Here is a 21,327-nt window from a genome sequence, read left to right as displayed (position 1 = left end):
GCCTCCTTATGCATTGACCGCATTGCCGTTGATTAAGCTGAGGAAGTAGTCCTCAAGCGAAGTATGCTTTTTATTCATGGATTCAATTTCTACATCATTCAAAACCAGGGCTTTGGAAATGGCTGTTTGAGAAGCTTCGGCATCATAAATTCGGATCGTTTTATCATTTAGGATTTTAAAATTAGCAATTTGAAGCTCATGTTCAAGCACAAAGCAAGCCTGCAATTGATTCGGCGTCACGAGTTCAATATACTCAGTGTTCCGTCCCCTTACGCTTTCCATAGACACTTCTTCAACAAGTCTGCCATCCCGAATCACTCCGATTGTATCTGCAATTTGCTCTACTTCGTTCAGGATGTGGCTTGAGATGAGCAATGTCATTCCATACTCTTTGCTCAATACTTGAAATAAGTTTCTGATTTCTTTAATTCCGATAGGATCAAGGCCATTAATCGGCTCATCCAAGATGAGCAAGTCGGGTTTGGTGAGAATGGCCCGCGCTATTCCAAGACGCTGCTTCATACCAAGCGAAAATGTTTTGACGGGTTTGCTGTCGATATTTTTTAAATTCACCATGTCCAGCACTTCTTGAATCTTGGCTTTATTGTGATATCCCATATACTCGCAATGCAGATTTAAATTTTCTATAGCTGTCAGATTTTCATAAAAAATCGGGTATTCGATCATGCTGCCTATTTTGCCGAGAATCTCGTATGATCGATTTGTCAGCTTATGCCCAAGGATATTGATTTCACCGCTTGTCGGTTTTACGAGGCTCGTCAGCATCTTCATGATGGTCGTCTTCCCGGCTCCGTTCGGGCCGAGAAAACCGTATATTTCTCCTTTTCGTATATGCATGCTTACATTTGAAACAACTTCTTGACCTTTGAATGTTTTGGTGAGCCCGCTTGTTTGTACGATGTATGTCAACACTGTTTCTCCTTTCCTGTCTCTGCTATGCGTCTATTGTAGCGATGGACGCTGTCTTTTTTATTTCTTGTTTCTTAAGAAATTCTTACGTTTGCTAGTAGGTCATTCGTTTTAACGTGATGGAAAACGCTGTCCGTTCATAAGGCTTGCTTTGGAGAGAGATGTCCCCTCCCATTTTCTCAATGAGCCTTTTTGTAATTGTTAAACCGAGCCCGCTTCCCTGGAACGCTTTATTTCTCGATTCCTCAAGGGTATACAGCCTTTCAAACACCCTCTGCTGATCATGCTCACTAATCCCTTTCCCACGGTCCCATACAGTAATGACAATCCGCGTTTCATCATATGTAAGGGAGAGTCCGATCAGCTTTCCGTCTGCACCATATTGAATCGCATTTGATAAAAGGTTTTGCAGAATCCGGTCAAGCGCTTCTTCATTTCCATGTGCATAAACCGGAGTATCCGGGATGTCGATGACTGCTTTAAAACCTTTTGCCTGAACAGCATCATAGTGTTGGAGAATGTTTCTTCTGCATATTTCGTTGATATGTATTTTAGTGAGCAGTATTTGCTTATCCTCTGATTCAAGCTTGGCCAAGTCAAAGAAAGAATCCATCAGCTGTATGATTTCACCTGTTTTTTGGTAAAGCTTTTCCAGCAGCCTTTCTCGCTCCTCTTCGGCCATGTCTAAATCATTTTGGATCGCTTCGATATATCCGAGCACGACGGTCAGCGGAGTTTTCAGATCATGGGACATATTGGTCAGCATTCGTTTCATAGACTGCTCCGTTTTTGCAAAACGGGCTGTTATGTGCTGATGCTCCTCAACAAACAGGTTAATTTGCACGAGCAGAGCCCGCAGTACTTTATCATCTGTTCCTAATAAAATTTGATCAGCCGCCTGCTCATTTAGCATCACACTGAGCTTTTCCGTGGTGTACTTCAAGTTTCGGTCCCGTTGTTTTTTCATTTTATATTGAAAGATATTGAGAGACGCTAAAATTATCAGAATGCCAATCCATAACATTGTCATCCTAAAACTCTCCTAATTTATAGCCGATGCCCCAAAGCGTTTTAATATATTGTGGGGAGGAAGGATCATCCTCTATCTTTTCTCTCAGGCGCCTCATATGGACGTTAATAATATTTTGATCGCCAAAATAATCCTCATTCCAAACCGAACGATAGATTTGTTCTTTTGTAAACACTTTTTTAGGGTTTGTCACAAACAAAGTCAGCATCTTCCATTCCGTTGATGTCAGCTCAAGCGGTTCACCATTTTTTTGTACGGATACATTTTCTATATCAACCGTAAGCTCGTGGACACGTAATATTTTTTGATTTGCCGGCTCACTGACGGAATATTGCGTTGCCCGCCGAATGGCGGCTTTTATTCTTGCGGTCAGTTCGATCATCGAAAACGGTTTGGCAATATAATCATCCGCACCAAAGCCAAGCCCCAGCGCTTTTTCCACATCCCCGTCTTTTGCAGAAATCATTAAAATCGGGACCTTGCTCTGTTCGCGGATTATTTTCAGAAAATCCATTCCGTTCAGTTTAGGAAGCATGACATCGAGCAGGATCACATCATAATTGTCCTGCTGAAACAATCGAATGCCCTCTTCTCCATCAAAGGCAAGGACGACCTGAAATCCTTCTTTTGTTAAATAATGATTGACCATTTCACTGATCGAATGATCATCTTCAATAAGCAATATACGCTGCATCTCTTCACCCATCCTTTTCAAAATAAAAAACACACGTGCAATTACACTCATTGTAATTGAAAAGCGTGTGTTTTTTACAAAATTATTTATTTTTCTAGTCCCTCTCGATTTTCCGGGGCTTGCGACCGATATATCAATCTGCCTTCCACACTAATGAAGTAATAACTATTCAGCTCAAGTGACAGGCGCCGGATTGAACAAACACAAATCATTGGAGAGTCCCCAATGTTCAGCCCACGTTTTCCTCCCGCTTGCAACATCCAGAATCGTCCGGAAGATCTCCCAGCCGACATCCTCTATTGAGGCTTCACCGGTTGCGATTCGCCCGGCATTAATGTCGATTAAATCGCGCCAATCTTCTGACAATGAATGCCGGGTTGACACTTTGATAACCGGAGCCATCTCAAGGCCGTACGGCGTGCCTCTGCCTGTGGTGAACACTTGGAGATGCATTCCCGAGGCCAATTGCAGAGTGCCGCACACAAAATCACTGGCAGGCGTTGCCGCAAAAATAAGCCCCTTCTGCACCGCCCTTTCACCGGGCGCCAATACGGCATTGATCGGACTGCTTCCCGATTTCGCAATCGATCCGAGCGATTTTTCCACCACGTTTGCCAGCCCGCCTTTCTTGTTCCCGGGCGACGGATTGGCGCTTCGGTCTGATTCACCTCTTTCCAGGTAGCGATCATACCAGGCCATTTCCCGAATCAGGGCGCGGCCAACTTCTTCATTGACAGCGCGCGGTGTTAATAAATGAACGGCATCACGAACTTCGGTTACTTCTGAAAATAACACCGCGGCACCCGCGCGAACCAGTAAATCGGCTGCATACCCCGCAGCCGGGTTGGCGGTTACACCGGAGAAAGCGTCGCTGCCCCCGCATTGCAGACCGATGACCAAATCTGAGACCGGGCATGTTGTCCGCTTTCGCTCATTCAGTCTTTGTAAACGCTCTTCGGCCATTTCCATAATCGATTGTATCATTTGCTGAAACCCTTGCCGTTCCTGCAATGAGAGAATGTTTTCGGCGCCGCCTTCAGGCGCTATCCTCGTCGGAAGCAGCTTCTCACAGCCTAGTCCGATCACCATCGCTTCACCTCCGAAATGAGGATGCCTGGCGATATTTTGAATCGTTCGAATCGGAATGTTTGCTTCAGGAGCGTTGATGGCCACTCCGCAGCCGTACTGATGATTTAATGCCGCCACTCCGTCAACGTTGGGGTATTTAGGAAGGAGCTCTTCTTTAATTCGTTTAACGGCGTAGTCGAGAACGCCTGCCACACATTGTACGCTTGTCATAATGCCGAGGACGTTTCTCGTTCCGACACTCCCGTCATCATTCCGATATCCTTCAAATGTGTACCCTTCAAGAGGCGGCATTGATTCTGGAATTCTGTTCGAGATCGGCAATTCTTCGAGGGGCGGGGCTTCCGGCAGTCTGATATGCGATTCAGAAATCCACCCGCCTTTTTCAATCGGTTTGACGGCATAGCCAATGATTTCACCGTAGCGGATAATAGCGCCGCCTTGGCTTATGTCTGCCAGAGCCACTTTATGCCCTTGGGGAATGCGTTCTTGCAGCTCGAGCCCGCAAGGAAATACCGTTCCTTTGGCAAGACCCCCTGTATTGACGATAATCGCTGCATTGTCTTTTGCATTCACCTTAATGTAAAGCGGGGCTTCGTTTTGATTTACATGTGCAGCCATAGGTTAAGACCAACTCCCCTTTTTAATCATCGATTTTGAAGCGGTGCAGCAAGTATGATCAGGCGTACCGCTCCAAAAATAGAAAGCGCTGTCAAACGGCTCAAGACTGTCCTTTTTCTAATTGTCCAAACGGCTAATGAACAGTATTTTCACCATTTAGACCATTCAATATCTTGTCGCGCACAAATTTCAAATGCTCATACATATGATGATAGGCTTGATAAGGATCTCTTTGTTGAAGGGCTTTCAAAATATTCGTATGGTATTCGACAGTTCGATCCCTTTCTCTGTACGGAATCTGGCTGTCGATTTTGGCGTGTGTGATCAAGAGTGATTGAATCATGCCTTCCAGCACCGGGTTGTTCGCGCTCAAGGCGATAATCCGGTGAAATTCCTTATCCGCTTCTCCGTAATTATTATCCGTGCTGTTTGCAATGACATCGATCGTTTCCTGCAGCCTTGCCAGCTGGCTGTCATTGATCTTTTCGGCGGCAATCGTGACCAGTCCGAGTTCAAGCGCCATGCGTGCCTCGATAATGGCCGGCAAATTATCGACCGCCAAAGCCAGCATGACAGAAAACGGCTGGATGCCGATTTTATCATTAAAATACGTGCCATCGCGTGTTTTTCTTTTGATGATTCCGAGGGTTTCGAGTGATATTAAAGCTTCCCTTAGAACGGGTCTGCTGACATTCAATTTCTCCATCAGTTCGATTTCCGTCGGTAATTTATCACCAGGCTTCAGCTGGCCGCTTGATAATAAATGAACGATTCGTTCAACAACCTGCTTTGCCAATGTTTTTCGATTGACTGATTCAACTTGCAATGTTTCCATATCTTCTTCCATGGATGTGGCCCCCTTCCAGTTGTTCATATTGTAAGACAAAATACAACATATGACAATGTCGAATTGGGGGCGCTCGAGTCACCGAAAACCGCTGATCCCTTTTTATCGAACAAGGCACGGGCGTTTCTGGTCAAACCGCCAATTTTCAATTAAAAATTGCATGGCGGCGGCATCGTCTCTCGCTCCTAGATTCATTTTTTCATACAGTTCATTCGCCTCTTCAACCTGTTCCATATCAATTTCAACGCCGAGTCCCGGTTTCTCAGAGACATGGACGTGTCCGTCAATGATTGAAAAAGGCTGTTTTGTGAGGCGCTGGCCATCCTGCCAAATCCAATGTGTATCAATCGCCGTGATCTCGCCTGGAGCTGCCGCTGCAACATGGATGAACATCGCCAGTGAGATATCAAAATGATTATTTGAGTGAGAGCCCCAAGTCAGTCCCGATTCATGGCACATTTGAGCAACCCGCACAGAACCTTGCATCGTCCAAAAATGCGGGTCTGCCAGCGGAATATCCACAGCGTGCAATTGTATCGCATGCCCCATTTGCCGCCAGTCGGTGGCCATCATGTTGGTGGCAGTCTGAAGACATGTCGCACGGCGGAATTCAGCCATGATTTCCCGTGCGGAATACCCCGCTTCCGCTCCGCAAGGGTCTTCTGCATATGCAAGCACATCGTGTTTGTCTTTACAAAGCTCAATCGCTTCAGCCAATGACCACGCACCATTTGGATCAAGTGTGATCCTTGCATCAGGAAACCGTTTGGCCAAAGCTGCGGCTGCTTCGATCTCTTCTTCTCCCGCCAAGACGCCGCCTTTTAATTTAAAATCATGAAAACCATAGCGATCATGGGCTGCTTCAGCCAGGCGGACGATCGCTTCGGGTGTCAGCGCTTCTTCCCGCCGCAGACGGAACCATTCATCATGTGCTTCTTGTTCACTGATATATGGCAGTGTCGTGCGATTTCGGTCGCCGATGTAGAACAAATATCCGAGCATCTTCACTTTATCCCGCTGCCGGCCTTCACCTAACAGCGCCGCAACAGGGACGCCGAGAAACTTTCCCAGCAAATCAAGCAACGCCGCTTCCAATGCCGTTACTGCATGAATTGCCGTCCGCTGGTCAAAGGTCTGCATCCCGCGGCCTCCTGCATCCCGATCTTTAAACCGCCGTTTGACAGACTGTAACATAGAGTGAAACGCACCGATTGATTGATCGATGACCAGCGGCTTCGCTTGCTCCAAAGTATGGCGAATCCGCTCTCCGCCCGGCACCTCGCCGACGCCGACAGCTCCGGATGAATCTTTTAAGATGACGATATTCCGGGTGAAATACGGTCCGTGAGCCCCGCTTAAATTCAAAAGCATGCTGTCATGCCCGGCCACAGGAATGACCTGCATATCAATAACGGATGGAGTGTTTGATGTTTTCTCCTCTTTTACTTGCTGGCGAATATGTGAATTCATATTAATTTAGCCCCCTTCTGATAAAGCGCTTACATTTCAGATGGACAAAGATGGATCTGATGCGTCTTCTTCTTTCTTCAGCTTCACGCGCTTGATCGGTCCTACGAGAAATAAATAGCTCAATACCGCGGCAATCGCGTTGGCGCCGACAAAAACAAGCGCTCCGTTAAACGAGCCTGTCGCATTAACAATATAGCCGATCATAATCGGAGTCGTGATAGATGCGATATTTCCGAAGGTGTTGAAAATGCCGCCGCTCAGCCCCGCACACTCCTTTGGAGAAGTATCCGAAACAACGGCCCAGCCCAATGCACCGAAACCTTTTCCAAAAAAAGCCAGCGACATAATGAAGACGACAAGCCAAGCCGAGTCTGCATAATTGCAAATGATCATAGTGCAGGACATCAGCATGCCGAGGATGATCGGCGTTTTTCTGGCAGTCGTTAAGGAACAGCCTTTTTTCAGGAGCAGGTCTGATACAAATCCGCCCAATAATCCTCCTAAGAATCCGCATATTGCAGGCAGTGAAGCGACGAATCCCGCTTCAAGGATCGACATGCCGCGCGCTTGAACCAAATAGACCGGAAACCACGTCAGAAAGAAATAAGTCAGAGTTGTGATACAGTATTGGGCAATATATACCCCAATCAGCATTCGGCTGCTTAAAAGCTGTTTAATATAGGGCCATTGCGATTCCCTGACTTTCTTTTCCGCTATCTTTCCTTCATCCATTGAAACAAGCCCGCCGCCTTTTTCGATGTACGCCAATTCGGCAGCATTGATTTTTGGGTGTTTTTTAGGTTCGTAAACGGTTTTCAGCCAAACAACAGACATGACAATCCCCAAAGCTCCCATGATAATAAAAACCGTATGCCAGCTGAAAGAATGAACGAGCCACCCCATCAGCGGTGAAAAAATAACCAAGGCAAAATACTGAGCCGAATTAAAGATCGCCGAAGCCGTTCCGCGCTCAGAACTGGGAAACCAGGAAGCAACTACCCTGCCGTTTCCCGGAAATGACGGCGCTTCTGACAGCCCGACGAGAAAACGAAGGGCGAATAAGAGGATGATGGCCGTTCCGGCAGCAAAAAAACCTAACATTCCCTGCAAAAAGGTAAATAAAGACCAAAAGAAGATACTGGCGGCAATGACGATTTTCGATCCAAACCGGTCAAGCAGCCAGCCTCCGGGAATTTGGCCGATCACATAGGCCCAGCCAAATGCGGAAAAAACATACCCCATCGCAACCGAACTCAACCCAAGCTCATGCTGCACAGAATCGCCGACAATCGATAGTGTCGCGCGGTCGGCATAATTAATAGATGTGACGAAAAACAGCATAGATACGATAAACCAGCGGACTGAACTCTTTTTCCCCGCGGTTTGGGACAAGGCTGCACGATTTTTTTTCATAGCATCTTCTCCTTTATTCATTTGTACGGAAGGAGGTTTTCAAGTTCAAGACTCCGGAAAGAGGGGGCCCTCTTTCCGATTAAATTACGATTTGATAAACACGGTTTTTACAGCTGTGAAAAATTCTTTGGCTGCCTCACCCTGTTCCCGTGAATGTGAACTGGATCGTTTGACACCGCCAAATGGCGCCTGAAGTTCGACGCCTGCGCTTTCTGCGTTCACCCGAATGAGCCCGGCTTCAATATCCTCTATGAATGACAGCATATGGCCGATGTTTTGCGTGAAAATGGAGGCGCTCAAACCAAATTCGACGTCATTGGCTGTCTCCAAAGCTTCCGGCAGTGTATCCGTTTTGATTAAAGCGATGACAGGACCGAATATTTCCTCTTGCGCGATGGACATGCGGGATGTGACATGATCAAAAATGGCAGGCCGGATATAATAGCCGTTTTCATATTTCCCGGCGGTCAGCCTTTCACCGCCGAAAATAAGATCTGCTCCTTCTTGTTTGCCTTTTTCAATATAGGACAGACAGTTGTCGAGCTGCTGTTTGCTGGCGATCGGTCCCATCCACACATCCTCCTTTAAGCTGTCGCCGATTGTAATCTTTTTTGTTTGCTGGAGCAGCTTTTCTTTAAAAAGGTCATAAATATCGCTTAATACAATGATGCGGCTCGTTGCCGTACATTTTTGGCCTGTTGAGCGAAACGCACCGCTGATCACAGCTTCAACCGCAAGATCAAGATCGGCATCATTTGCTATGATCACAGGGTTTTTGCCTCCCATTTCAAGCTGGTACTTCGCCCCGCGTTCAAAAGCCGTCCGTCCGATTGTTTTTCCTGTTTGATTAGACCCCGTAAATGTAATGCCGTTCACATCAGGGTGCTCTGCAAGCCGACGGCCGGCTGCAGACCCCGGACCTGTCACCGCATTGACGACTCCAAAGGGAATTCCGGCTTCTTCAAAACAGGATATGACCTTTAGACAAGTGACCGCTGTTTCCGTTGCCGGCTTGATGACAATTGTGTTTCCATAGATCAGAGCCGGTGCCATTTTCCAAATGGGGATCGCGACCGGAAAATTCCAAGGCGAGATCACGCCGACGACTCCGAGCGGAACCCTGTCGGTGTACATGAAAGCGGATTTGTCAGTCGACGGAATGACATCGCCTGTTTTACGCATGCCTTCTCCGGCATAGTATCGGAGAATGGCGATCCCCCGGGCTGTTTCTCCTTTTGCTTCAGGCAGCGGTTTTCCCATTTCCCGTGTCGCACATTCCGCAATTTCATCAAGGCGCTGTTCCATGATGTCGGCTGTTTTGTATAGGTATTGTCCCCGCTCCGCTCCCGACAGCTTTCTCCAATCTGTTTTCGCTTGCATCGCAGCCTCAACTGCCCTGTCAACGTCTTGTTCCGAGGATTTTTGCACAAGTCCGACGACATCGCGTATATCAGCCGGATTCACACTCTGTTCCATACCGCCTGATTCGGCCTTCACCCATCGGCCATTGATAAAATTGAAATAAGTTTTGTTTTCAGTTGCAACAGACATCTCCATACCTCCTTTTGTTTATATGGCAGCGGTTTTTTTCGGAAAACGCCCCATTGCGCTTTCCAATATGTTTTCGAGCTGCCGGCAATGTTCTTTTTCTACCGGAACAATCGGCGGCCTCGCGGTGTTTTTCGCATGAAGCCCCATGATTTCCATGCCTGCTTTAATCAGGGACACGGCATAGCCCTTTCGCTGTTTGCGGATTTCATTGATTGGCATAATGACATGCTGATAAATCTCCCTCACCAGCTGAACATTTCCGTTTAATAATGCCTCGTAAAACATTCTTGAAATATGGGGAATATAGTTGGAAATCGCTGAAGAGTATGATGTAAAGCCAATCGGAGCATATGCCGGCATCGTGACCTCAGCCATCGGCATTCCGTTGAGCCAGCCCAGCCGGTCTCCCAGTGTATAGGACAAGCTGATATTCAAGGCCATATCTCCTATCCCGTCTTTAAGCCCGACAAGCTGCTCGAGTTCTGTGAGGCGCTGTATCTGTTCTAGCGTCAGGACTGCATTATCGCGCTGATAAATAATCGCATTTAAGTCTGTGCTTTCAATGATCGTTTTCGTATACTGGTAAAGGCCTTCCTGCTCGCCGTGAATTAAATACGGCGGCAGAATCAAATAGCCGTCAGCCCCTTTATCCTCGGAAATTCGCGTCCATTCCAACGCGGTGCTCAAATTTCCGCCCACCCCGGTGTATACCGGCACCTTTCCGCCTGCTGCCGACACGGCGATTTCGACCATTTGTTCATATTCCTTCCCGCTGAGAGAGTGGAATTCCCCTGAGCCGCAAGCGATGAAAATCGCTTCAAGCCCTTCATCCAACAAAAATTGGATGTTCTGATAAAGCGCTTCTTCCTCCAATTTCCCCTGCCCATTAAAGGGCGCTACAGGAAAACCCAATATTCCTTCCGGCGCCTTTCGAATTTGACCCATATACGTCATCTCCCTGTCGTCATTTTCCATGTTTACGAAAGCGTTGTTATTTAGCTGAAACGCCAATTAATCTGCATCCTAACCTCCTTCATTTATCTTTTTGTTTAATTGTAAGACAAATGAACAAATTGTCAATATCTTTATTTTCTGATTTTTCAAATTATGGCAAAAAAAAAGAGACTGAAGACAACCTGTCCTTCAGCCTCGGGCCTCAGCCCCTGTTTCTCCAGCGATTTTTTTCCTGTAAATAAATGCTGATAAAGAAATGCTTAATTCATATAAAACAAGAAGCGGCACGATCACCAAGACGTCTGAAATAAAATCCGGGGGCGTGATCACAACCGATATGACGATTAGCGCAAAATAGGAGATTTTTCTCATTTTTGCAAGCCTGGTCGGATTTAAGATCCCCAAACTCGTTAAAAACATGACGATGAGGGGCATTTCAAATAAAAAGCCAAATGGCAGCGTCAGATTGATCATAAAACGGAAATAACGTTCCGCCGTAAACACCGTTTGAAAATGGCCGGCAGAAAGATTGATCAAAAATTGAAGAACGAGCGGAAACAGTACGAAATAACCGAACAAAACCCCCAGAATAAAAAAGATCAACAGTCCGGGGATATAAAATAAAGCCACCCTCCGCTCGTGTTCGCTCAGCGCCGGGGCCACAAACCGCCATGTCTGAAAGGCAGCGACAGGTATCGTTGCCGCAATCGCCAAAACCCCAGATATCATCATATATACCCACAAAATATCCCCAGGCCCCAAGACGGCAAGCTTGGCGTCAAGGTCTCTGATCAGCCAGTCATAAACGTCCTGTACAAACAAAAAACCCGTGATGAGAAACAGAATAAATGTCAGCAGCGTTTTGATGATCCGCTGCCGAAGTTCTTCGAGATGGTCGATCAAATGTGTTTCCCCGCTTTTCATCTTTTGATGCCTCCCGCTTATCTTTACATGTCTAATTAGAAAAAGAAGCAGACGGGATCACCCGCCCGCCTTCATTCATCCTGCCGATTGATCTCGCTTCTTTTTTAGCTCAGGTGCCTCTCCGGTTTCATTGTCATCAGAAGATACCAAAGATTTGGTCGCACTTTTAAATTCGGTCAGCGTTTTGCCAAAAGCCCGGCCGATCTCGGGGAGCTTTGAAGGGCCGAAAATGATCAATGCAATCACAAGCACCAAAATGAGACCCGGAATACCGATATTAGAAAGCATTTGCCGTCATCCTTTCATAGATTACTGGGTTACTTTTTTCTGCTGTTGCTTCATTTGTTTTTGATGGGCTCTAGTGTGTTCCGTAAAGCGGTCTTCTTCGACTTCGTTCGATTTTTTCACGCCTCCCGGGACGATATTGGAAGCTGTCCGTTTTAAACCTGTATGGTCTTTATGGTAAACATATGAAGCCCTTGTCGAAATCGCAGCGCCCGGCTCTGTCACAAATGGAACGACGCGGTAGTCGGCCCGCCACTCCTCAGGTGTAACCGTACAGCGCACATAGCCGCGGTAGTCATTGAAAAATTGAATGTGGGGATTATTCGATAAAATCTTATCGGTATCCGCCCTTTTATCCGCGCCGTTTCCTCCCGATGTAATCGATGTACCGACGAATTCCGCTCCAAAGATGGCTGATTTCGAATCGTCAAAATCGATAAGCAGATTGTTTGCCCAGCTTGCATGAACATCGCCGGTCAGGACGACAATGTTATTCATGTTTTTAGCTTTGATAAAGTCGATGATTCGTTTGCGCTGAGCAGGATATCCGTCCCATGAATCCATACTGTAAACCGGTGCCGAGCTCGTCCCAAAATTCCATTGGGCAAAGAAAATCTGCTGCGCAAGAATATTCCAATGTGCTTGAGAACGGCCTAGATTGTCAAACAGCCAAGCCTCCTGTTCGGCTCCAAGCAGCGTCCGCTTCGGATCATTTGATTCATCGGAAGGGGGTTTGTTTCCATCGCCATTTGCCTGGTCATCACGATATTGGCGGGTATCAAGAACATTGATATCAGCCAAATTGCCATAAGAAAAATTCCGGTATAATTGCATATCAGGACCGTTTGGCAGAGATTTGCGGCGGAGCGGCATATGCTCATAGTAAGCTTGATATGCAGCCGCACGGCGTTTGATAAATGCTTCAACAGATTGGCCTTTTTCAGGGATCACATTTGCATAGTTGTTTTCCACTTCATGGTCATCCCATGTCACAACCCAAGGGAATGCGGCATGAGCCGCTTTCAAGTTCGCATCGGAACGGTATTGGGCATGGCGGTTGCGGTAATCAAGAAGCGACATAATTTCCGGACCGCTATGTGTTCTGACATTACCGGTTTTCGATACATATTCATTCGGGCCGTATTCATAAATATAGTCTCCGAGATGAAATACGAGATCGAGCTTTTCTTTTGCCATATGCTTATAGGCGGTATAGTAGCCGTGTTCATACTGCTGGCATGAAGCGAAAGCGAATGTTAATTTAGACACATCCGATCCCGGCGCCGGAAGCGTTTTTGTTTTTCCAACCGGGCTTATCTGGTTGCCGCATTTAAAGCGGTAATAGTATATATGGTCAGGCTTCAGCCCCGATACCTCGGCATGGACCGAATGGGCAAGATGCGGTGTCGCCTTTTCCGTCCCGTGTTTGACGATATGGCGGAAGCGTTCATCATTTGCAATCTCCCATTTCACAGATACGGCTTCGTTCGGCATACCGCCCCCATTAAGCGGATCAGGCGCCAATCTTGTCCACAAAACGACACTGTCTGAAAGTGGATCTCCAGATGCAACACCAAGTGTGAAAGGATACTCAGAAAATCTCGGTGCCGCATTGACTTCCATTGCTCCCATCGATTGTGCGATCGCAAGCCCGAGCGAAAGCCCGGCGATTTTGCCGGCTCCCTGAATAAAACGGCGGCGGTCAAACGTATTTTCTTTCAAATTTTCCTCATTCAGCTTCTTGATCCAGTCCTCCAGCGGCCCTTCTTGTGTCATTCGTATTACCCCTCTCTATACAAATGATTGATCGGGTTCTATTATAGGGAGTGTTTGTTAATATACTGTAAAGTATTGTAAATCGAAGATAAGACGAGATACATGGATGATCAAGTCACATCGCCTTGGACCATATCAAAATTTGTCGAAAACCAATCGTTCCGCCTATGATTTCGACAAAAACCCGGTCGTTTCCCGCAGATCTATTCTCCCGTTTTTCTTCACATTTTCTTTAAAGAGAGACAACAAAAAAATGCGCATCATGGTAAAATAAAGTAATCAAGTCATAGAAGGGAATGAACAATGCGCAGATAGATAAATGGTCTTTTAACTATTCCTAAACATACAAAATCGATAACTTTAGGAGGCAAGACCATGGAAACGCTTTATACTGAAAGATTGATGTTGAGAGAAATGATAATCGAGGATGCGGAGATCCTCTATCATTACTGGTCAGACCGTGAAGTCACTAAATATATGAACATCTCACCTTTCACAAGCGCCGCCCAAGCGAGAGAGATGATCAAAATGATCAGCGATTTAAGCCTAGAAGGGCAGGCAAACCGCTTTTCAATCGTATCAAAAGAAACGAATGAGGTAATCGGAACATGCGGTTTTAACATGATTGATCAAGAAAACAGCAGGGCTGAGATCGGCTATGATTTAGGAAGGAGCCATTGGGGAAAAGGCTTTGCTTCTGAAGCCGTCAAAGAGCTGATTCATCATGGCTTCACAGAGATGGGCCTCAACCGGATTGAAGCGAAAGTAGAGCCTGAAAACACGCCTTCAATCAAGCTTCTTCAGCAATTATCCTTTCAGAAGGAAGGTCTTTTAAGAGAGTATGAGAGAGCGAAAGGTGTGCTGATAGATGTGTACATGTTTTCGCTGCTCAAGAAAGAATATGCGGAGGAAGAGACTCTCAGATAACACATGAATAAATAAAGGCTTCCTCGAGGTTCGAGGAAGCCTTTTTCTTCAGCCTCTTTTTCCGGCGCTCTCATTCAAGCGCTTGGCTTCTAAAAAGAAGACTTGAATGAATTTTTTTGTATTGACTCGTGCGGACGTCATTGCAGCAGCGGAGTCTTTTTGCAGCTCTTTCATTTTTTTGCTGATGACTGTAAAGTCAAAAAACCTTGAAGCATAGCTTTCAAACTTCGGATTTGAAAAGTCTGTTAAACCGAGTGATGCAAAGTGATTTAACGAATGGCTGATAGCCCGCCGTATCCGCTGCTCAGACGCTTTGACCTCCCGGTTGATATCTACGGGGGAAGCGGCTGGTCCAAGCTTTTCCTCTGCGATCTTGATAAAAATGTGTTTAAGCGGAGGAAAATTCTTTTCGTATAGTGATGTTTGTTCATCATCAAATAAATATTGAAGGATGGCAATTAAATCTTTAGATCCGCTTTCACCGACGATGCCAAGCTCAGAAAGGAGAAATTCCCCCGTTTCCTGAATGCTTTTTTCTCTCAGCGCGTTTCTTCGTCCGCCATTCACATTGACGAGACGATTTAAAGAAGACTGTATATCTTGAATCGATCGTTCAAGGTCAATCCGTTCCTTGACTTTTTGAATGACATTTAAAATTTCAATTCTGTTAATCGGTTTATGGATATAATATTCGATCCCGAGAGAGTACGCCTCACCGATCATTTCTTTTGATTCGACCTGGGAGATCATGATGATTTTTCCTGAAAAAGACCCCTGTAAATGGCGGATCGTCTCGATCCCGTCACGAATCGGCATTAAAAGATCGACAAATAAAATGTCAATTTGCTGCAAATTTAAAACATGTCCTTCTAATTGACAGCCGTCCTCCGCTTCACCGGCTGCCTCTCCCAAATCTTCGTCTTCAATAATTTGCTTTAAAATGGATCGTACAGCACGGTCATCATCAGCGATAAAAAAACGCATAAGGTGGTTCACCCTTTCTGAATCAATGGTTGAATGGGAAGTCTGATCGAAAAAACGACACCGTTCGGATGACTGCGGAATGCGATTCCGCCTCCAAGCTCTTCGACAGCTTCCTTTACATAAGAAAGTCCGATTCCTGTTGAAGGGGTGCCAAACTCATCATACTTTGAAGTATATCCAGGCTCAAACACCACATCTCCGATTTTCTCGGGAATGCCGGGTCCGTCATCCTCCACTTGGCATTCCATCATTCCTTCGCCGCTCCGATAGAGGCTGAGACGGATGCAGCCGGTTTCTTCAATAGCCTCCACTGCATTGGCCATTACATTATTGATCATCGACAATATTGTATAAACATGGTATTTCGGATGTTCTCCCGAAATTGTATATTGAAAGTCTATATCCTTTCCAAGCGATTCGGCATACTTGTGATTAATTCCAATCACAAGGCGGACCAAATCATCCGCATTCATATAATCTCTGAAGTTTTCATTAGAGATTAATTTGGAAAGTCCGGCAAAAATACGCTGATTATCCTTTTTGACTTCGTGAATTTCACCTGCAAGCCTCAACACCTTCTGGCTGAGCGATTGCTCTAAAGGATTTTCCCGGCTGCGTTTATTCAGGAGCCGGTACAGCTGATAGGAATCATTTGTGATCTGCTCTGTGTTTTTCAGCGTTTTTTTTAAATGAATGGTTTCTTCATATAAGTTTGAAATGATCATCAGCATATGCTCATTTTGTTCACGGATTTGCTTTTCCCTTGATTGTGACTCATACAGCTTCATAACATTAAAAAAGCTCAACACGATAAAACTGTGGGAAAAGGCAATCGCCATGATATCGCGTATTTTCTCCGGTGTGACGGTGGATGCGAATGTCAAATATTGAACGGTTAATTCCGCTCCGTCTGCAATGATTTCAATGGCAAAACCGAGAAACCCAATGAAAATCGGCCGATATTGAAATCGTTTCACCTTTGCCAAATAAAACAGAAAAGCATACGTGAAATAAAAGAAAAAAGTTGGATAATGGTGATAAAAGGCTGACAGCCAATCGGCATTTTCCCGGCCGAGAACGTCAAGCAGCACCCGAAAGGCGACAATCGCCGCACCGGTTAACAGACCAGGCAGCACAGCCGGTACATTTCTTAACAGCAGCAAAAAAAAGAAAAATGTCGGTACGCCAAAACTAATGCGAAAGGTCTCATTCAGGGGGTAGAACTTCAGTTCACCTGCAAGCGGCACCGTTAAAAGCATCAACAACAAAATATAGCCGTCTTTTTTGACAAGCTGGCCGACCTTCTTAATCAAATTTCCCCATTTTTCACCAAACATGCTGATCCCCCATTATACTGTGTTGCTTTATTTTGACGTTAATTGAACATTATTCGCAACTCCCATTTTACCCACTGTCCATTCGATTTTTAAATCCATCGGCTTATTTTTTAATTAACTTTGTCGTTTTTTGTATGATCTTGTAGGTTCTATTATAAATTGAATTTATATTTTCTCAATTTGAAAACGCTTATATTTTCCCGCAAATCACTCCCTTGTGTTTATCCAAACCCCTTTTACCCAGGAAAGAACAGACTCTGAATCAATCATCGCGGCAGCGGCAATACCCCTTTTGCTCGCTGCCGCCATGCCTAAATCGCCGCTAACAGAGTCCCGTATTTTTCAGTAAGCTTGCGACTTTATCAAAGGTCAGATTGGAGGAATTTCGATGAATGAAGCTGTAAAAGAACGTTATGACGCCGATTTCTGGCAATCACGCCTTGAGAATTTAGTCGAACACTATCGTCCTTTTTCCGTCAGCGGACGCAACGCCGAATATATCCCTGCTTTAGGAAAAATCGATTCGAGTCAGCTCGGCATTTGCGTCATTGGCTCTGATCAAACCATGATCACATCGGGGGATTGGGATGTCCCCTTTACACTGCAAAGCATCTCTAAGGTGATCAGTTTTACCGCCGCTTGTTTGACGAGGGGAATTTCGTATGTATTAGACCGTGTCGATGTAGAACCGACAGGAGATGCGTTTAATTCCATCATCCGCCTTGAGATGCATAAACCGGGAAAGCCGTTTAATCCAATGATCAACGCCGGAGCGCTGACTATCGCTTCGATTCTGCCGGGAGAAACCGCTCGGGAGAAAACAGATTCGCTTTATTCAACCATTGAAAAAATGATCGGAAAACGCCCTGTCATCAATGAGGAAGTCTTTCAGTCAGAATGGCAGACCGCCCATCGGAACAGAGCTTTGGCTCATTATTTGAAAGAAACCGGGTTTTTGGAAGCCGATGTCGAACAAACGCTTGAGGTTTACCTTAAACAATGCGCCATGGAAGGAAGCACCGAGGATATCGCCCTGATTGGCATGATTCTATCAAACGACGGATATCATCCTTTCCGCGGCGAACAAGTTATTCCAAAGGATGTCGCAAAACTGACAAAAGCTTTAATGCTGACATGCGGCATGTACAATGCATCAGGTAAATTCGCAGCCTTTGTCGGTATTCCCGCAAAAAGCGGCGTTTCCGGCGGAATCATGTGTGCGGTGCCTGCCAGCCTGAAAAGGGAACAGCCTTTTCAGACCGGATGCGGAATCGGCATCTACGGACCGGCCATTGATGAGTGCGGCAACAGCGTAACAGGCGGAATGCTTTTAAAACATATGGCCCAGGAATGGGATCTTAGCATTTTTTGAAGATAAAACGAAAAAAGAGGTGAAAGTATGCAGCAATTCCTTCAAGAAGTCATCGGTGTCACAAATGATTTTCTTTGGTCAAAACTTTTAATTATCATGCTTCTTTCTTTAGGATTATTTTTTACGTTTAAATCGAAGTTCTTTCAAGTAGGTTTACTGAAAGAGATGTTTCGGGTTCTAAGAGAAGGAGCGCCTGATAAAAATGGAATATCACCGTTCCAGGCATTTTGCATCAGCATGGCTGCCCGTGTGGGGACAGGCAATATTACGGGGATTGCGATTGCGATCGCCTTAGGCGGGCCCGGGGCCATCTTTTGGATGTGGGTCATCGCCATTATCGGTTCGGCTTCAAGCTTTGTCGAAAGCACGCTGGCGCAGATCTATAAAGTGAAGGACAAAAACGGCTTCCGCGGAGGCCCTGCTTATTATATGGAAAAAGGGCTCAAAAAACGCTGGATGGGTGCACTGTTTGCCGTGCTCATCACCTTGTCGTTCGGTATCGTGTTTAACGCCGTCCAATCCAATACGATAACGGTTGCCTTTGAAAATTCATTCGGTACAGACCGCCTGACGCTGGGTATCATCATCACCATCGCGTTCGGCATCATTACCTTTGGCGGAATCAAACGCATCGCCAAATTATCTGAATATATTGTCGTTTTTCTCGCTGTTTTGTATATTGGTGTGGCCGTATTCGTGATGCTGATGAACATTACGAAACTGCCGGAAGTCATCTCTTTGATTGTGGGACATGCATTCGGCCTTGAACAAGCCGCAGGCGGAGCCGTCGGTGCGGCGCTGATGAACGGAATCAAGCGCGGTCTCTTTTCAAATGAAGCAGGGATGGGGAGCGCGCCGAATGCAGCGGCGGCGGCGACAACGAGCCATCCGGTCAAACAGGGTCTTGTCCAGGCTTTGGGGGTCTTTACAAGCACATTGGTCATCTGTTCAAGCACAGCCTTTATCATCTTATTTTCCGATGCATACAAACAGCCGGAACTGAGCGGCATCGAATTGACGCAAGCAGCCCTCAGCACCCACATCGGCGCATGGGCATCAGGCTTTCTCGCCATCATGGTGTTTTTGTTCTCGTTCAGCACCTTAATCGGCAATTATTACTATGGGGAAACAAATATTGAATTCCTGCATACGAATAAAGCTTGGCTGATGGTTTACAGAATCTGTGTCCTTGCCATGGTTATCTTCGGCTCTGTATCAAAGGTTCAGCTTGTCTGGGATCTGGCCGATTTGTTTATGGGCTTTATGGTCATCGTCAACTTGATTGCGATTTTCCTGCTGTCCAAAGTGGCATTCGCCGCCTTGAAAGACTATGTAAAGCAGCGAAAAGCCGGCAAAGATCCGGTCTTTTATAAAGATGTCATTGAAAACCATGAAAGCATCGAATGCTGGGAACACTCCGAAACTGCCCAAGATGCTAAACGCAAAAATGCGATGTAAATAACAGGCCGCCCTGGTAAGGCGGCTTCAGATTGTTGACAAAATCCTAAAACGGTTTAAAGTTTTAGGATTTTGTCATCCTTTCAGCGTGATTGAAAACCCTTGCAGTCTAGGAATGACGAGCATCGGGCTTTCACAGGACGTGATGACGGCGGCGTTCAGGCAGGACGCCTGAGCGATTAGCCCGCCGTTCCTTCCTTGAACATGAGCACCGACGTGCAGACCTGACAACGAATGCGAGGGTTTGTCGACACGCTGAGGCCGCCCTGGTAAGGCGGCTTTTTTATCTTCTAAACAGCATGCTGAAAATCCCTCTTTTTTTCGGCTTCTTGGGCTTCGCCTCCTCTTTTAAAATACCTTTCTGTTTTGCTTCGTTTAGCCATTTGGGAAATTCATTGAGAAGCGAGTCATATAATTCGTTATCTGAAAGTCTGTCAATATCTTCGATTTGGATAAAATTGGCGTTGTCGACATATCGGCCCTCCATCGTATCTAGTTTTTTAAGAAAATCGAAGTTTCCACTCCCAATCCCGACAAACTGCCAGAATAATGGTTGATCTGAGGACGCTTCTATAATAGGTTTGATTGACTTTTTACAGCCGCCGTCATTGATAAAAATGATAAAAGCAGGATATGAGCTCGGCTCTTCAACCGTATATTTTTGTAAAACATCTTTCATAACCGGCGGCTCATTATTCCTTCCAAACTTATGCACTGAATCATTTTCGATGATTTCCCTGTTTACATACCCAGAAAAATCCCTTTCTGTCACCGGAGTCAACCGCGAAAATTTGTGGTCATATACCCAAACATCAAGCACACCGTCATCATCAAATCGATCGGCGACAGCCAGCAGCCTTTCAACGGTCTTCTGCACGGTTCCTTTTTTATAGAGGCCTCTCATTGAACCTGTGATATCCAGCACTAAGCCGACTCTGGCCGTCACGCTGGTTAATTGTTTTTTCTCCAGAACGATATTCAGACTTTTCTTTTGCAGGTCTATTGTCATTTCCAAATCTCCTTTTTATAAAAAACGCTTGTATCACACCAGTTTTTTACGAGTCCGGCATATCAAAAGTTTCAGTTTGCCATCAACTAAAAACCTTAAATTGGATAACCTCCTTCAGAGTTAGTTAATCAATGCTAAAATGGATGTAAATAGGCTCTGTTTGAAGCCATGTTCTCAGGTGAAATGTGGCGGGAATGATCAATTTAGAGATGCTTTAGACAAAAGAATGCAAGAAATGAGGTTCCAAATGACAAAGAAACGCAGCTGCATATGGCAGGCATCACTGACGTTGGCAGCCATGGCGGCGGGATTATTATCGAGGAAAATGGCCGGCATGCTGCCGGACATTGTGAATTCATATGCAGGGGATGCTCTTTGGGCGCTGATGATTTTCTTCGGCTTTGGATTTTTGTTCAGTCGGGCCGCTACGAAGACCGTTGCACTTGCCGCACTCTCATTTTGCTATTTGATTGAATTCAGCCAGCTTTACCACGCCCCATGGATTGACGATTTGAGAGCTGCGCCGCTCGGAGGACTCATCCTTGGGTACGGATTTTTATGGAGCGATTTATTGGCTTATCTGCTGGGCACAGGAGCAGGAGCCATGTTTGAACGCATGATGCACACAAGAAAAAGACAGCCGTAAAGCTGTCTTTTTG

Annotated in this window: 19 protein-coding genes; 4 read left to right on the top strand and 15 right to left on the bottom strand. The window is 45.8% G+C overall.

What is annotated here, in order from left to right; genetic code table 11:
• Positions 1-6: 6 nt before the first annotated feature.
• From RBH91_RS01620 to RBH91_RS01565, 12 genes are all read right to left on the bottom strand, one after another.
• A complete protein-coding gene (locus tag RBH91_RS01620) occupies positions 7-930 on the bottom strand; it encodes an ABC transporter ATP-binding protein (RefSeq protein WP_307893227.1) in 924 nt (307 codons plus the stop codon).
• A gap of 94 nt (positions 931-1,024) precedes the next feature.
• A complete protein-coding gene (locus tag RBH91_RS01615) occupies positions 1,025-1,960 on the bottom strand; it encodes a HAMP domain-containing histidine kinase (RefSeq protein ID WP_307893226.1) in 936 nt (311 codons plus the stop codon).
• Position 1,961: 1 nt separating this feature from the next.
• Positions 1,962-2,642: a response regulator transcription factor gene (locus tag RBH91_RS01610; RefSeq protein WP_307894615.1), complete on the bottom strand. Its 681-nt coding sequence runs from the start codon at positions 2,640-2,642 to the stop codon at positions 1,962-1,964.
• A 186-nt stretch (positions 2,643-2,828) separates the two neighbouring features.
• A complete protein-coding gene (gene garD, locus RBH91_RS01605; RefSeq protein ID WP_307893225.1) occupies positions 2,829-4,361 on the bottom strand; it encodes a galactarate dehydratase in 1,533 nt (510 codons plus the stop codon).
• Positions 4,362-4,494: 133 nt separating this feature from the next.
• Positions 4,495-5,208: a FadR/GntR family transcriptional regulator gene (locus tag RBH91_RS01600; RefSeq protein WP_307893224.1), complete on the bottom strand. Its 714-nt coding sequence runs from the start codon at positions 5,206-5,208 to the stop codon at positions 4,495-4,497.
• Positions 5,209-5,310: 102 nt separating this feature from the next.
• Positions 5,311-6,678, bottom strand: a complete 1,368-nt coding sequence (gene gudD, locus RBH91_RS01595; RefSeq protein ID WP_307893223.1) for a glucarate dehydratase — start codon at positions 6,676-6,678, stop codon at positions 5,311-5,313.
• Positions 6,679-6,714: 36 nt separating this feature from the next.
• Positions 6,715-8,091 (bottom strand): MFS transporter, encoded by a 1,377-nt coding sequence (locus tag RBH91_RS01590; protein ID WP_076757970.1) that lies wholly within the window; start codon positions 8,089-8,091, stop codon positions 6,715-6,717.
• A gap of 84 nt (positions 8,092-8,175) precedes the next feature.
• Positions 8,176-9,642, bottom strand: coding sequence for an alpha-ketoglutaric semialdehyde dehydrogenase GucD (gene gucD / locus RBH91_RS01585; protein WP_307893222.1), 1,467 nt, complete (start codon positions 9,640-9,642; stop codon positions 8,176-8,178).
• A gap of 18 nt (positions 9,643-9,660) precedes the next feature.
• A complete protein-coding gene (gene kdgD, locus RBH91_RS01580) occupies positions 9,661-10,587 on the bottom strand; it encodes a 5-dehydro-4-deoxyglucarate dehydratase (protein WP_307894614.1) in 927 nt (308 codons plus the stop codon).
• Positions 10,588-10,785: 198 nt separating this feature from the next.
• Entirely contained in the window at positions 10,786-11,520 is a 735-nt protein-coding gene (gene tatC, locus RBH91_RS01575; RefSeq protein ID WP_307893220.1) for a twin-arginine translocase subunit TatC, read from the bottom strand.
• 75 nt (positions 11,521-11,595) lie between these two features.
• Positions 11,596-11,808, bottom strand: coding sequence for a twin-arginine translocase TatA/TatE family subunit (locus tag RBH91_RS01570; protein ID WP_076757963.1), 213 nt, complete (start codon positions 11,806-11,808; stop codon positions 11,596-11,598).
• A gap of 21 nt (positions 11,809-11,829) precedes the next feature.
• Positions 11,830-13,581, bottom strand: a complete 1,752-nt coding sequence (locus RBH91_RS01565) for an alkaline phosphatase PhoD (protein ID WP_307893219.1) — start codon at positions 13,579-13,581, stop codon at positions 11,830-11,832.
• A 375-nt stretch (positions 13,582-13,956) separates the two neighbouring features.
• Between RBH91_RS01565 and RBH91_RS01560 the strand changes: the two genes are divergently transcribed.
• Positions 13,957-14,508, top strand: a complete 552-nt coding sequence (locus RBH91_RS01560) for a GNAT family N-acetyltransferase (protein WP_307893218.1) — start codon at positions 13,957-13,959, stop codon at positions 14,506-14,508.
• Positions 14,509-14,556: 48 nt separating this feature from the next.
• Here the strand turns inward: RBH91_RS01560 and RBH91_RS01555 are convergent, their stop codons facing one another.
• Positions 14,557-15,492: a response regulator gene (locus RBH91_RS01555; protein ID WP_307893217.1), complete on the bottom strand. Its 936-nt coding sequence runs from the start codon at positions 15,490-15,492 to the stop codon at positions 14,557-14,559.
• Between the two features lie 8 nt (positions 15,493-15,500).
• On the bottom strand, positions 15,501-16,829 hold the full coding sequence (locus RBH91_RS01550; protein ID WP_307893216.1) for a sensor histidine kinase: 1,329 nt from the start codon (positions 16,827-16,829) through the stop codon (positions 15,501-15,503).
• 388 nt (positions 16,830-17,217) lie between these two features.
• On the opposite strand from RBH91_RS01550, the gene RBH91_RS01545 reads away from it, so the two are divergent.
• Positions 17,218-18,201 (top strand): glutaminase, encoded by a 984-nt coding sequence (locus RBH91_RS01545; protein WP_307893215.1) that lies wholly within the window; start codon positions 17,218-17,220, stop codon positions 18,199-18,201.
• Between the two features lie 27 nt (positions 18,202-18,228).
• Positions 18,229-19,659 carry an alanine/glycine:cation symporter family protein gene (locus RBH91_RS01540; RefSeq protein ID WP_076757953.1) on the top strand — a complete coding sequence of 477 codons (1,431 nt, stop codon included), beginning with the start codon at positions 18,229-18,231 and terminating at the stop codon, positions 19,657-19,659.
• A gap of 283 nt (positions 19,660-19,942) precedes the next feature.
• Here RBH91_RS01540 and RBH91_RS01535 read toward each other — a convergent pair whose 3' ends face one another.
• Positions 19,943-20,668 (bottom strand): vWA domain-containing protein, encoded by a 726-nt coding sequence (locus RBH91_RS01535; protein ID WP_076757952.1) that lies wholly within the window; start codon positions 20,666-20,668, stop codon positions 19,943-19,945.
• 247 nt (positions 20,669-20,915) lie between these two features.
• Here RBH91_RS01535 and RBH91_RS01530 point away from each other — a divergent pair, with 247 nt between their 5' ends.
• Positions 20,916-21,314, top strand: coding sequence for a ribosomal maturation YjgA family protein (locus tag RBH91_RS01530; protein ID WP_307893214.1), 399 nt, complete (start codon positions 20,916-20,918; stop codon positions 21,312-21,314).
• The last annotated feature ends 13 nt before the right edge of the window (positions 21,315-21,327 follow it).

The organism is Bacillus swezeyi (assembly GCF_030908325.1).
Lineage (GTDB): Bacteria > Bacillota > Bacilli > Bacillales > Bacillaceae > Bacillus > Bacillus swezeyi.
Note: the sequence above shows the minus strand (reverse complement) of the source record. Positions and strands in the feature narration are given on the sequence as shown.